At 32.0% G+C, this 14,662-nt stretch carries 11 protein-coding genes; 7 read left to right on the forward strand and 4 right to left on the reverse strand.

What is annotated here, in order from left to right; translation table 11 throughout:
* Positions 1–118: 118 nt before the first annotated feature.
* Positions 119–601: a 2-C-methyl-D-erythritol 2,4-cyclodiphosphate synthase gene (gene ispF, locus ETSB_RS04015; RefSeq protein WP_044106438.1), complete on the forward strand. Its 483-nt coding sequence runs from the start codon at positions 119–121 to the stop codon at positions 599–601.
* Between the two features lie 139 nt (positions 602–740).
* Positions 741–2,132, forward strand: a complete 1,392-nt coding sequence (gene asnS, locus ETSB_RS04020; RefSeq protein ID WP_044106439.1) for an asparagine--tRNA ligase — start codon at positions 741–743, stop codon at positions 2,130–2,132.
* Between the two features lie 35 nt (positions 2,133–2,167).
* On the opposite strand, the gene ETSB_RS04025 is transcribed toward asnS, so the two are convergent.
* The 4 genes from ETSB_RS04025 to glyS all read right to left on the reverse strand — a co-directional run bounded on the left by ETSB_RS04025 (position 2,168) and on the right by glyS (position 6,761).
* Positions 2,168–2,383, reverse strand: a complete 216-nt coding sequence (locus tag ETSB_RS04025) for a hypothetical protein (RefSeq protein WP_044106441.1) — start codon at positions 2,381–2,383, stop codon at positions 2,168–2,170.
* A 50-nt stretch (positions 2,384–2,433) separates the two neighbouring features.
* Positions 2,434–2,850 (reverse strand): peptide-methionine (R)-S-oxide reductase MsrB, encoded by a 417-nt coding sequence (msrB, locus tag ETSB_RS04030; protein WP_044106442.1) that lies wholly within the window; start codon positions 2,848–2,850, stop codon positions 2,434–2,436.
* Between the two features lie 29 nt (positions 2,851–2,879).
* Positions 2,880–3,671 carry a glutathione S-transferase gene (locus ETSB_RS04035; protein WP_044106445.1) on the reverse strand — a complete coding sequence of 264 codons (792 nt, stop codon included), beginning with the start codon at positions 3,669–3,671 and terminating at the stop codon, positions 2,880–2,882.
* 954 nt (positions 3,672–4,625) lie between these two features.
* Positions 4,626–6,761 (reverse strand): glycine--tRNA ligase subunit beta, encoded by a 2,136-nt coding sequence (gene glyS, locus ETSB_RS04040; protein WP_044106447.1) that lies wholly within the window; start codon positions 6,759–6,761, stop codon positions 4,626–4,628.
* Positions 6,762–9,061: 2,300 nt separating this feature from the next.
* Between glyS and ETSB_RS04045 the strand changes: the two genes are divergently transcribed.
* The 5 genes from ETSB_RS04045 (at position 9,062) to ETSB_RS10280 (ending at position 13,884) form a co-directional block, all read left to right on the forward strand.
* Entirely contained in the window at positions 9,062–9,853 is a 792-nt protein-coding gene (locus ETSB_RS04045) for an HAD family hydrolase (RefSeq protein WP_044106449.1), read from the forward strand.
* Positions 9,854–9,900: 47 nt separating this feature from the next.
* Entirely contained in the window at positions 9,901–10,593 is a 693-nt protein-coding gene (locus ETSB_RS04050) for a RibD family protein (protein WP_044106451.1), read from the forward strand.
* Positions 10,594–10,648: 55 nt separating this feature from the next.
* On the forward strand, positions 10,649–11,821 hold the full coding sequence (locus ETSB_RS04055; protein WP_044106453.1) for a GNAT family N-acetyltransferase: 1,173 nt from the start codon (positions 10,649–10,651) through the stop codon (positions 11,819–11,821).
* Positions 11,822–12,206: 385 nt separating this feature from the next.
* Positions 12,207–12,488 carry a hypothetical protein gene (locus ETSB_RS04060; RefSeq protein WP_044106455.1) on the forward strand — a complete coding sequence of 94 codons (282 nt, stop codon included), beginning with the start codon at positions 12,207–12,209 and terminating at the stop codon, positions 12,486–12,488.
* A gap of 1,099 nt (positions 12,489–13,587) precedes the next feature.
* On the forward strand, positions 13,588–13,884 hold the full coding sequence (locus ETSB_RS10280) for a hydantoinase/oxoprolinase family protein (protein WP_232509910.1): 297 nt from the start codon (positions 13,588–13,590) through the stop codon (positions 13,882–13,884).
* Positions 13,885–14,662 lie beyond the last annotated feature (778 nt).

A 14,662-nucleotide genomic window follows, 5' to 3' on the forward strand; every position in this document is an offset into this window, starting at 1 on the left:
AAAAAGGGACATTGAGTAGATGAAATTAAAATAACAACTTTCAAAAACTACATAGTTTTACTATTTTTCAATAGTCAATCTAAACTTGACTATTAATGTCTACAAGAGGACTACTAATATGAACGTTCGCATTGGTAATGGATATGATATCCACCGTTTGGTTCGAAGTCGTCCTTTAATTCTAGGGGGACTTGAGATTCCTCATGTTGTTGGTTTGTTAGGACACAGTGATGCTGATGTTTTAACACATGCTATTATGGACGCTATGTTAGGGGCGTTAAGTCTAGGGGATATTGGACACTATTTTCTTCCTTCTGACCCTCAATGGAAAGGAGTATATAGTATTGCTTTACTTGAACAAGTCAATCAATTGGTGCGATCACAAGGATGGCGAATTGGTAATATTGACTCAGTCATTATTGCTGAACGTCCAAAAATCAAGCCTTACATCTTAGATATGAGAAAAAAATTAGCTGAAACCTTAGATATAGAACATGATCAAATCGGAATTAAAGCAACAACAAATGAACGACTAGGACCAACTGGACGCGAAGAAGGTATCTCGGTTTATACAGTGGCTTTATTAGTCAAGGAGGAATAAGTATCGAGAATCACTCTATTTCTGTTAATCTATCTATTAAGCATTCTACTCTATTTCTCGGAGAGATGAATTAATTCTAAGTGCATACAGTGTTAGTATGAGATAAGGTTTGGTCCTGAAAAGAGCCTAAGACATCAATATGCCAACACAACGCATTAGAGACATTTTACAGAACGGTCAACCCAATGATGCAGTTACGGTTCAAGGTTGGGTACGAACCAAACGAGAATTGAAAAAATTCACCTTTATGGAGGTAAATGATGGTTCCTCCATGACTAGTATTCAAGTGGTTATCGATGTTACAATGGTTAACCATGAAAATGTCCTCAGATGTTTGAATACCGGTGCTTCCGTTGAAGTAATAGGGACTTTACTTCTTTCCCCAGGGGAAGGGCAACGCGTCGAAGTTAAAGCATCATCTGTACGAGTTTATGGGGAGTCTGATCCTAAAACCTATCCCCTCCAGAAAAAACGCCACTCTTTTGAGTTTTTGCGTACGATTGGACATTTGCGAGCACGCACTAATACTATAGGTGCTGTCATGCGGGTTCGTAACGCTTGTTCGAGTGCGATTCATCGTTTTTTTCAAGAAAGAAACTTTATATGGGTTCATACTCCTATCATTACCCCTAGTGACTGCGAAGGGGCGGGGGAGTTGTTTACTGTCACTAATTTAGATTTAAATAAAGTTCTCAAAAATGAAGAAAAAAGTATAGATTACAGTCAAGATTTCTTTGGAAAACGAGCATATCTAACTGTTAGTGGTCAATTGGAAGCAGAAGTGATGGCAATGGCCTTTAAAAGTGTGTATACTTTTGGTCCAACATTTCGGGCAGAAAATTCTAATACTTCCCGTCATTTAGCGGAATTTTGGATGGTAGAACCTGAAATGGCTTTTTGTGATCTTGAAGATAATCAAGATTTAGCTGAAGCATTTCTAAAGTACATCTTTAAATCCGTTTTAGAAACTTGTCCAGAAGACATAGAATTTTTTGACAAACTCATTGATAAAACGGTTTTAGAAACAGCCAATAACATCATAGATAATGATTTTGAACGAATTACTTATACTGAAGCGATTAAACTTTTAGAAAGAGCGAAACAAAAGTTTGAATATCCCGTCGAATGGGGGATTAATTTACAATCAGAACATGAACAATATCTAGCTGAAAAATTATTTAAAAAACCGTTGATTGTAACTAATTATCCTGAGAAAATTAAAGCCTTTTATATGCGTTTGAATGATGATGGCAAAACCGTAGCAGCGATGGATGTTTTAGCTCCCAAAATTGGCGAGATTATTGGAGGTTCCCAACGGGAAGAAAGGTTAGATATGTTGCAAAAGAGAACCAGTGAATTAGGTATTTTAGAAAAAGAAATTTGGTGGTATTTAGATTTACATCGTTATGGGACCGTTCCCCATTCAGGGTTTGGTTTAGGATTTGAAAGATTGGTACAATTTATGACAGGAATGGGCAATATTCGGGATGTTATTCCCTTTCCAAGAACTCCCTTGAGTGCCGAATTTTAGTTATGAATATATAATGAAGATTCGCTATTAACTATTTACCTGTTAAGGAGTTCTCGGATTATTTTGGGAAAACTAAGAATTTGATTCCATAATTGTTGAGGAGAAATTCCTAAAGTAATTTGTAGAGCCATAACAATTACGATAATAATAAAGGCGGTTGTGACACTGGCTTTCATAACTTTCGTTATCCAGTTGAAAACTAACCAAATAATCAACAAGGAGGCCACTAGGACAATTAAATTAATTGGCATTACCCTTAGATTTAACAATATTGAAATAACTAACTGTAAGACGGTGGAATCTAACTGTCTTCTTTGGGAAAAAATTTCAAGGATATCCCATTGATACAGTAACGTTGTCTGGTCGGGGCTGGACCATCACCAAAAACATGGCCTAAATGACTACCACAGCGACTACAATGGACTTCCGTGCGGGTCATGAATAAAGACCGATCAATTGAAGTGGCGATTGCCCCTTTAATAGAATTATAAAAACTAGGCCAACCTGTGCCACTATTGTATTTGGTATCCGAGGTAAATAAAGAATGTCCACAAGCACCGCAGACATAAATTCCTGCCCTATATTGTTGATTGAGAGGGCTAGTTCCGGCAATTTCAGTTCCATGTTTGCGCAATATATAGAATTGTTCTAGACTTAATATTTCCTGCCATTCTTGGTCAGATTTAACGATTTCAAAATTCTCTTTTGAAGTTTTCATCTGTTTATAGGTTTAGTAATTTAGTGCAATTAATTAATCGTGATCTGCGTGGGGCTACTTCCACCTGAACTTGTTTTTCTTTGAGGTTTACGATAATCTGTGTAGAAGCGATCTCGCCATAGGAAAAAAGCATCATAGTTGGTATTATCTGTCAACTCAGGAATTCCCTTCCCTTTTAATTGATTAGAAATATCGAGGTAATCTCCGGCAGGAAACTTTAAAATCATACTTAATCCCGCCACGGTGAAATCCGCGAGGGTGGGCTCTTCTGTTACTAAATAAGGACGATGCTGCAAAATTAAACTTAAAGCTTCCAAATCCTGTTTAAGGGCAATCTGAGCAGTTTTGATTGCCTCTGGACCCAACCCAATTCCTGTTCCTAAAACTGTGAGTAAATCCCCAGGAATTGCCTCGATAAAAGTTTTGAGGAACTCGGGTACCTCTTCTGGCAAAATAGAGGTACGAAAATTAGGATTTTTATTCAACGCCCCAATGAATGCAGTACGTCCTTTAATGCCAATGGATTCATCGGCCCATTCTTCAATCAACAAGCACTGTCCCCTCCCTACAGGATCAGTAGGAATAATAGGTTTTTCAGGATATTTACGGTCTAAATAAAAGGCAATTTCAGTTGAATCAGCGATAATAGTTTCTCCATCTTTTAAGACAGGTACTTGTCGCTGTCCAGAAAGTTTAAACAGTTTAAGCTGTCCAACTCCTGGAGTTACTTCTATTTTATGGTAATCCAATCCCTTGTAGTCAAGAATCAGCCGTACTTTTTCGCAATATTGAGACAACTCAAACTGGTATAACTCTAGCATGGAGACTCTTTCACCCAAAGTTACAACGTCAATATCTAATGTAACGTTCTTTTACTAAATTTGCGACTGAAAGAGTTTCTTGTCTCGAAATATACCCAGTGTGTTATTTGGGCTACCTAAAAACTTATGTAGGATACCATCTTGGTTTTAACTTATGGTTAAACTCTTCAATATTTTTTTGAATAGTCAAACTTTGATAAAATTTCTTAAAAAATAGAATTTAATTGCTCAATAGTTTCTAATCGTAACTTATTATTGTGATCTCCCGGTATAATTTTTTGTTTATGGACTCAACTTTCTACTCTAGGTTGAAACTTCTTATGGTACTTCATATAGTATTTTAAAATTAAGAATGATTCTATAAGTTAATTGAATTGAAAGAACTTAATAAATCTAGAAAATCAATTACTATAATTGATAATTATTTTTTCATATTTAGCACTAATAATTTTTCTATTTTCTAAGGTAGATAAATCTAAATAGTTTTTGGACGCTTCTAGAACATACTTGTCAATAGAGTTTTATCGTACCCATTTCCTTGATTTCTTTCTCTTTTGATTCCATTAACTATCAGTATGATTCCAACCCCATGAAAAATATTTGGATACTAAAATATCTCTAGTATCTTTTATTTAGATAACATAAATTATATTTCTAATATTTTTTAATATATACTATTTTAAGTAAAAATTTTAATATATTTATATATAAACAAAATAAGATATTAATATTTTATTTTGACTATTGACAGTTATCGTATTTTTTAAAGGATCAATATTTAAAATATTATGTAATCAATGAACAATAAGTTCTTGATTCTATATAAAAATTTTATCTATTTTATGATTTTATTTTAATTGGTAGTACAGAAATTAACCTTTTTAAAAAAGTAAGTTATTACTTCGTCAAAAATATTCTAAGAGCAAATTAAATATTGGGTTTAAACTACTAAACTTATCTCTTGATAATAGCTCCAAAATCGGCTAAAATTCGTCCGTGGTTTCGAAGTATTCCTAATAAATTTAAGCGATTTTGTCTGATTTTAGTATCTTTATCCATCACTAAAACACTATTGTTCCCATCAAAAAATTCATTTACTGTCGGAGTAATTTCAACTAAAGCTTCTACCAATAATTGATAGTTTTGTTGAGATTTTGCAGAAAAAGTTTTTGGGAGTAAATCTACTAATTTTTGATAGAATAATTTTTCCGAATCCTCTTGAAAAAGTTTATATATAACTACTTTTCTAGGATCAAGTTCAAGAAATCCTAAGTTTCCTTGGGAAGCAAGACGAGTCGAACGATTAACCGTTTCATATATATCATCTAACTGACCATTATTTCGGATTTTCTGTAAGAATTTAGCGCGATCACGAACATCTAGTAAATTCTGTAAAGCGCGTTTCCGAAATTCAGAGTCATCTTGTCCTAGTACTGCATTTATCAAATCATAATCAATCTTTAATTCATCTTGTAAAAGAGTTTGAAGACGTTGAACAAAGAAGTCTTCTAATTTTGCTAGAGGAGATTTTTTGTGGCTATGAATCGCCACAAAATTTTGACTTCCTTGGTCCAATAATTTTGTTAAATTAATGCCTAATTGCGCTTTCCAAATAATATTAATGACTCCATTGGCTGCCCGTTTTAAAGCAAAAGGATCAGATGATCCAGTAGGTATCAGACCTAACCCCAAAATACCCACCAAAGTATCCAGACGATCAGCAAGTCCTACCACCTGACCCGTTAAGGACTGTGGCATGATATCATCTGCCCCACGGGGCAAGTAATGCTCAAAAATTCCTTGGGCTACTGCTTCCGACTCTCCGCTAATCAGGGCGTACTTTTGTCCCATTATTCCTTGTAATTCAGGAAATTCATAGACCATCTGGGTGACAAGATCTGCTTTACATAGCATTGCTGTCATTTCAATTTCCTTATATTTTTGTTGTGTTAACTCTAATTGTTGGGTAATTTGTTGGCATAAAGTAATAATGCGATTAACTTTGTCCTTCATAGTCCCTAATTCTTCTTGAAAGATCACGGTTTCTAGTTTGGGAAGGAAACTATCAAAGGGTTGACTACAGTCTGCATGGTAGAAAAATTGAGCATCTGCTAGACGGGCACGAATTACCCGTGCATTTCCTGTGGCAATAATCTCGGATTTTGTGCGATCACCATTGGAAATAGTAATAAAGTTAGATAATAGTGATCCTTGGGAATTTTTGACCGCAAAATAACGTTGATGAGTCATCATCACGGTAGTAATGACCTCGCTGGGAAGTTCAAGAAATTCGTCATCAAATTTTCCAATAATCGCCGTAGGATATTCTACTAGGTTGGTCACTTCCGTTAACAAATCAGAGGTAATATCTGAGGTTCCTTTTAGTTTTTTAGCCATCGTGTTCACCTCTTTTTCAATGGTTTTACGACGGTAAGCTCGATCCACTTCAACACATACAGTTTGTAAGGTTTCCCTATATTGAGATGCGTGGGGGATAGTAACAGGAGCGGGATGAAGAATACGATGGCCATAGGAAATACGATTACTAATTAAGGTGTTTTCTGCATTAGCTAATTGCAAAGGGAGGACTTGATCATCACACAGGATCACTAACCAGCGAATGGGACGGGGAAAGCGTAAATCTCCATTTCCCCACCGCATAAATCTTCTTCCTTCTAATTTGGTAATCCAGGTGGGGATTAGTTTTTGTAAAATCTCCGATGTAGGTTGTCCTTTAATCTTTTTCTCAATAAACACAAAGTCACCTTTTTCCGTAGGGCGAATTTCTAGATCAGCAATTTTTATTTTCTGTTTACGAGAAAATCCTTCTGCTGATTTAGTGGGTTTTCCGTCTTTAAATGCTACTTGTGCTGATGGACCCTTGATAGTTTTAGTGCGATCGTTTTGTTGATCGGGGAGTCCTGCAATTAGGACGGCTAAGCGACGAGGTGTCCCATAAAAAGTGATAGACTTCGGAGTGAGAAGTTCTTCTTCTAGGCTAAAGGGTATGAGTTGTTCCCATTGAACGATTGCACTATCAACAAAATCTGCGGGTAATTCTTCTGTTCCGACTTCTAATAAAAAGAACATATTTATTGACGATGGTAAATTTTAGACTAAAGGATTATGATGCCACGTGAAGGTGAAAGGTAAACAAGCTGATTTTAAAAAAATTTTAGCAATGTTACTTAACCCAACTTTGTAAATATCGATAGCGCATACTACTGTAAAAGTTATCCTATCTAATGATACCTTGTTAGCATTAGTTATCGCTTTTTATATTCATAATTGCTTTGATTGTGCTTAACTTTTTAATTGGGTTCATTTTTGATAATAATTCAGTTTAAAATCATAGCTTTTTTACTTTATACAGAGAGGGAGTAGAGCAATAATTATCAAATTTAACTAGCTGTTTAAAAACTTATTACATAATGATAAAGGAAGTGTAAGTTTTATGTTTAAATACCAGAGAGGAGAAGGTTAAGTATATTTAATATTGAATAAATACATAGCATTACACAAATATATTAAGACTATTTTTGGTTTAAGAAATAAGCAGACAAATAGTGAAGTAAGCGCTATCAGAATTTTTTTTAAAAAAAGAGTTGGTTTTATTGGCGACTTTAAAAATGGAATAATCTTTAATTTTTAAAGCGTTAAAAAATATTTAAAGAATTCTATTTTAAACTCTTAATAAGAGAGAAGCTATTAGAAAAATTTTATAAAATAACTAGATATAAACGATGGTGTCCCTCACCTAATTTTTCAGATTTAAATAAAATTAACAATTTGTAGTCTATTGTAAAAACTTAACTCAAACAAGTGTTCTCTAAACTTGCAACAGTTATAAAATCCCTAGATAGGGTTTTTAACAATTATTTTAATATTTTTGTGTCAGATTATACCTAGCATATATTTAAGGAAAAGAACAATTGTGGGATTTTTAAAGCCGTGAAGTTGTACCAACCTGATGGTATAAAATTAATTAATCAAATGTCAAGTCAATAAATTTTAGAATTAAAAATTTACCAATCCTATTTTGAATAAACTTTAATTTATTTTGAAAGTATTCTCCTATTTACTGTATTACTTATTAGTAAAAATAGACAATATCTTTTTTAGATTAACGTTTAGCTTAACTATTATACAGCTTTTTATCTATGAAAATAAGTTTTTGACATCCATCAGCTAATTATAAGAGTTATGATACCCAGTCTAATTTTTTCTTAAAAGTTGGTTAATTTTTTTAAAGAATTGATCTATTTATAATAGTACTGATGATAGTATACTGTCTATGACTGTCAATTTATACATCTGGTTTAATTAGTCCTTTCTTTCTTTTCTTAAAGTTTATTGTTTTTTTATTAGCACTTTCAATTTCTCTGTTTTATTATTTATTATTTTTTGAAATCTAATAATCAAATATTGACTTATATGAATACATAAAATTGTCTGATACTACTAAATAGTATAGCACTATACATTGATAATATAGATATCAAAAAATACAATATATATTATATATTAAAAAAAACAATATTTTTACTCTAAATTTATATTCATTTTACTGTTTTTTAAATGTGTTTACTTTTATGACTATTATGCTGCTTCTCTCTTTATCTACTAAAGCTACATAATGAATTCTCTTTTTCACTTATGTCAACAACATTAATTGCTAATTATTTAATTATTTGATAGTTCTTGATTTGCAATTTTAGAACAAATTTTTTAGACGTTATTTTTATATATTATTAACTTATATTATTATTTGCAATTACTAATTCAATATTTTCTAAACTTCTTAAAAACCTAAAAGTATTTTAAGGTAATCTGAATTTTTTATAAATGTATGCTCATACTCATAATATCTCATATAATAATAATTAATACTAAAATATAATTATTATTATATCTATCCTAGATATAATAATAATTAATTAGTTTAAAATACTATTTAATTTGACAGTTAAATATATTTTTTTGATAAATAGAAATATTGGTATCTCAATAAAGTTTGATAATCGGGAATAATAAGTCCTATTATATTTATAATTTAATTTATAAAAAAAAGTTAACCATTTGGTCTCGTAGTTATAAAGTTAGTTAATATGTTGAGTGTAACGCGCTTTAATGTTAATATTATATTTTGTATAACTAATATTATTAGTATCTTCTCCTACTTCAGGAGCTATATTCAACAGTACTAGAAATTTATCAAAATTTTTATAGCTAGCAATTGTGAGACCCGTAAAGCTATTATTAATTTAGCTAATTTTTAATATTTAAGTCATCTTCTAAGAAGATTATACTATAGAATTTTTCTATATTTTATAGGCTAAAGTGTGTAATGATAGGAGGAAAATTTTTCCTGTAAAAGTCAAGAAATACTAATGGTTATCTCTACTGAGCCCAAAATTTTAGCTCTGGATTTTGATGGCGTTATTTGTAATGGTTTATTAGAATATTTTCAAACGACTAAATTTACATATACTCAAATTTGGAATGAACATTCTTCAGAATTTCTTAATACTTTTGCCGATAGTTTTTATCGATTACGTCCTGTGATTGAAACGGGGTGGGAAATGCCTATTTTATTAAGAGCTTTGGTCCTGGGTTTTAATCAGAATCAGATGCAAGATAATTGGACTAACCTTTGTCAAAAAATTATCGTATCAGATAACTTAAACAAACAAACTCTTATGACTCAACTCGATGAGGTCAGAGATCATTGGATTCATTCTGATTTAGAAGGCTGGTTAAAACTACATCAATTTTATCCTGGAATGATCAAAAAAATTGGTGAAATTATTAGATCTTCTACTCTCTTATATATTGTTACTACTAAAGAAGGACGGTTTGTTCAACAATTATTAAGAAAACAGGGAGTAGAATTACCGAAAAAAAATATTTTAGGTAAAGAAGTAAAACAACCTAAATATAAAATTTTGAGACACTTAATTCAAGAAAATTACCTACTTGATAATCAACTATGGTTTGTTGAAGACTTATTGAAAACCTTGTACAAAGTTCAACAACAATCAGATTTAAAAGAGGTTAAGCTATTTTTAGCTAACTGGGGATTTAATACATCTAAAAATCATGATTTAGCTAAAAGCAATCCAAACATTAATTTACTTTCTTTAGAGCAGTTCAACAATAGTTATTCATCTTGGCTGGGCTAATTTAAATTATTTAACTCTTTATTGTGTTCCATGCGATTTTGCAAAAAATGTTACAAAAACGACCCCAGACAACAGTTATTTTAGCCATGACAGCCGATGGCAAAATTGCGGATTTCCAACGCAACCCTTCACAATTTGGTTCTCGGGCGGACAAAGCCCATTTAGAGGAGCAAATCTCTTTAATGGATGGAGTTCTTTTCGGGGCAGAAACTTTAAGGGTTTATGGAACAACTTTGTCAATTACAAACTCTCTCTTGTTAGAAACTCGAAGACAAAAAGATAAACCGCTGCAACCCGTACAAATTGTAGTTTCTGGATCGGGAAAAATAGATCCTAATATGGGCTTTTTTTCTCAATTGATTCCTCGTTGGCTAATAACAACAATAGAAGGGGCTAATACTTGGAACAAAAAATGTCATCAGGGATTTGAAAGGTTAGTTATTTCTAATGTAGATCAAGGGAGAAAGATAAATTGGCACAATATATTTGAACGTTTATATCGATTAAAACTAAGTAAATTAGCTATTTTAGGAGGAGGGAACTTAATTGCTTCTCTTTTAGAAGCTAATTTGATTGATAACTTATGGCTAACTATTTGTCCTCTCCTGCTTGGTGGGGTGACATCTCCTACTCCAGTTGAAGGAGTGGGTTTTCTCTCTCATCAGGCTAAACTCTTACAATTATTGACAGTTAAGCAAATTGAACAAGAAATTTTTCTTCATTATCGGCTACACCACTAGAAAATATTGATTATTCTATAGAAAGATAACTCTCCTCCTATTCACGCGATCGCTAATGGTTGAACAAATAAAACCCCAATACTTCATCGCTTGGATTCAAAAAATTGCCGAAATTCCTAAATCTGCCTGGGATGAACTTGCTCAAACCTTAAAAACACCATTTTTAGAATGGGAGTGGCTCAATAATATCGAAATATCCCGAAGTGCTATTCCAAGCACTGGATGGCAACCGAATCATCTTACAATATGGCGAGATAAACAACTTATTGGAGCAGCGCCTCTTTATATTAAAAGTCATAGTTACGGAGAATTTGTCTTTGATTATCAATGGACAAATTTATCCCATCGCTTAGGTGTTCCTTATTATCCTAAATTGTTAGGGATGACTCCTTTTACTCCAGCAGTAGGATATCGTTTTTTAATTGCGCCAAAAGAAGATGAAGCAGAAATTACCCAATTAATGATAACTGCGATTGACCATTTTTGTGATCACAATCGACTGTCAGGGTGTCATTTCTTATTTGTTGATCCTGACTGGCGGCAATTAATGGAAAATAATGGTTTTAGCTCTTGGCTCCATCATAGTTATATTTGGTCTAATAAAGGGTTTAAGAGTTTTGATGATTATCTAGCTATTTTTAACGCTAATCAACGCCGTAATATTAAGCGAGAGCGAAAAGCAGTTACTAAAGCCGGTTTACAGATGAAAACTTTTATAGGAGAAGACATTCCTCATGATTTATTTCCTTTAATTTATAAATTTTATAGTAGTACTTGTGAGAAATTTGATTGGGGAAGTCAGTATTTAACCAGCAAGTTTTTTGAACGACTTTATCCCTATTATCGTCATCGAATAGTTTTGGTGGCTGCTTATACTGAAGATAATAATGAATGTCCTGTGGGAATGTCTTTTTGTCTACGAAAAAAAAAGAATTTATATGGGCGTTATTGGGGTTGTTTAGAAGAATATGACTGTCTTCATTTTGAAGCTTGTTACTATCAACCTATTCAATGGGCAATTCAAGAGGGAATCTCCATATTCGATCCTGGGGCAGGAGGATTACATAAGCAACGCAGAGGCTTTGTGGCTACTCCTAACTACAGTTTACACCGCTTTTACGATCAAAAAATGAGTCAAATTCTTAGACTCTATATTGGAGAAGTAAATAAGATGGAACAGGAAAAAATTGACACGATTAACGAAAACTTACCCTTCAGTCAACACTGAATCTAGTTTAAGCTCTAAAGCCTGAATGGCTCTACCCAGATCAGATTGGAAGTCTTATCAGATAGGTAAAATTCCAATGATTCACTCTTGATCGAGATAACTCTTTGAATTTTCTTATTTACAGTCTGCAACGATTTTACAGTAGAATTTAGCTGTTGTTTATCCCCAATCCTTTGGCTTTATGCCCTTTCCACTGAAGATAGTTTATGAATCAGGAAAGATTATGTATCAAAAAGGTCAGCGATTTTTGATACATAATCTTCAAACCTGATCCTAGAGAAAAAACTAGCTATGATGAGAAATAGTAAGGTTGATACAAATGTTAGGTACTTAAATAACCATTTACTTCAGCTCAAAACTACGTAAATTTGCAGCATATATTATTATGATTGAATCATCTGTCACTACCCTTGACGAAATACAATTGACCCGTGAAGAACGAGTTATCGAAATTAAAAATCTCATAGAAACTCTCCGTATTGCTGATGAAATATCTAACAGAGGGTACTTAATTACTAGCTCAGAATTAGCTGATTTAATGGATGTTAATGCTAGTGCTGTGACCAGTCGAGGCGATCATTGGTCTTGGCGTAATTGGGTCGTATCACGAGTAAGAAGAGAGGGGAATCAAATTCTCTGGCAACTTGAACGAACTGATTTGGAGTAAGGGCAAATCTTACTCAACATTGAAGACTTAGAAGTAACCAAGTCATTATTAATTGCCTAATTATATTTTATTTGACCCCTTTGTGATGATTGAAACAATTAAATTTACGTCTTAATTATTGAGCAACGGTTTAAACAACCGTTGCTTTCAATCATTTATTGATGATCTTCTATTTATTAGGATATGAATCAGTTTTTTTTATTTAAGCGAATTGATTAATATAAAAAGTATTTGTTGACTGAGCTAAGACTTTTATCGATATAATTATGACAACTGATAATCAAAAAATTATAGTTAATATCTCAACAAAAGATATACAGGTTTATATTTGTCAAATTTTTGATAAAAAGTGGTTTATTTCATATAAGATTATATCAAAAAATTTTAGTAAATATTCAAAATGCAGTTATTCAAGATATCCGAGATATTATGGAAATTAACACTCATAAATTGCTGAATACAAAATAACTATAAGTAATCAGAATGATGACCACTGTAGCGGCCAATACTTGACTTAAAAGAAAAGGTACTCACACAGGTTTACTGATCACCACAAAATTTAAATATACTCTAAAAATTGGCTATTAACTATTAAGATATATTCAATATTTTTATATTTCATATAATCTTGATTTCAATGTTACATAAATATGTTATTGAAGTTGATAAAAGATATAATTTTAAGAGTCATGAATTAAAATCAATTAACTATAAACAGATATATCAAGATTTAAAATAAATTTATGACCCAAAAATTTAAATATGTTCTATTTTTGTACGCACAGGTTTAGGTTTTCTCATAATGAAAATTAAGTTGGTAAAATTTATCAAAAAATTGGCTTTACTCAAGTTTCAGTTTCCTATCAAGTTAGTCTTTTAATGAAACTGGTAGCGAACGGGGAAACTAAGGTTGTTGATGCTTATTTATCACCTATTTTACGTCGACATATAGACCGAGTTTGGAATAAGTTACTTCATGTCAAGTTAATGTTGATAAATTTCATGGACAAGAAGTATCTTATCAGGTCTTGTAGGATAAATTGTTGGGACAGTTAAAACTAGTTTAAGGGCAGCCTTTAAAAAGATAATTACTTTCAATATAGGGGGAACTTCTACTGATGTTGCTTACTTCAATGGGGAATATAAAAAACAGATTGATAATGAAATTGCCAGGAACAGAATTCGAGTTCCTATGTTAAGGATTCACATAGTGGATATTGGTGGTAATTACATACTATTTTTTGATAGATTTAGCTTTCATGTGGGACCAAAATCTGCTGAGGTAAATTCTGAACATACTTGCTATCGTCATGGTAGACTATTGACAGTAAAAGATGCTAATGTTATGGTAAAAAAAATTAGCTCTAGTTATTTTCCTATTGTTTTTAAAAATTAATAAAATTTACCTTGATATCAAGAAAGCGTTAGTCAAAAATTTACTTGACTGACATAAGAATTTTGTTGCGTTATAGGTAATTCAATTAAACCCAAAGAAGTCGCCAATGGCTTTATTTTAATTGCTATTTACAATATGGCTGACGCAATTTAAAAAGTCTCTTTACAAAAAGGCTTTAATATGAACAAATATACTTTTATTAGTTTTGGTAGTGAGTGTAAAAAGATGAGTTTAATGTTGAATTTTAGATACTTTAGGTATCAAAATAATTTTTCTTCATCCTGATGTAGGAGCTTTAAGTACTTATGGAATGGGTTTGGCAGATATTTGTATAATTCGAGAAAAATATGTTGAACAGTTATTAACTTAAGAGTTAGTTTCTCAGTTAAGTATATTGAGTAATGAGTTATAAATTAAAGATAATTATAAACTTAATTTTTATACTTTATAAGTAAACATGGAGTCAGTAAAAAAGTAACCTTAAAATATAAAGTGATAGACTCAACTTTATTAATTTATCTTTTAGATTCGCCAGAAACGATAGTTTAATTATTTTAAGAAAAGTATCAGTAGCGCTACGGTTTTATTCAATCGAAATAACCCTTAATTATAGAATTTATTTCTGTCGATTTAGCCAACAAAAATTACAGAAGAGCTTTTAATTAATCATATTCGTCCCCTTAATGAGTATCCTAACTATCATAGGTAAAAATAGTTTCAATTTTTACCTATGATAGTTAGTACGATTCTCTCATTTATAAACGAGAATACTTATAAC

The organism is cyanobacterium endosymbiont of Epithemia turgida isolate EtSB Lake Yunoko (genome assembly GCF_000829235.1).
In the GTDB taxonomy this organism is placed as follows: Bacteria; Cyanobacteriota; Cyanobacteriia; order Cyanobacteriales; family Microcystaceae; genus Rippkaea.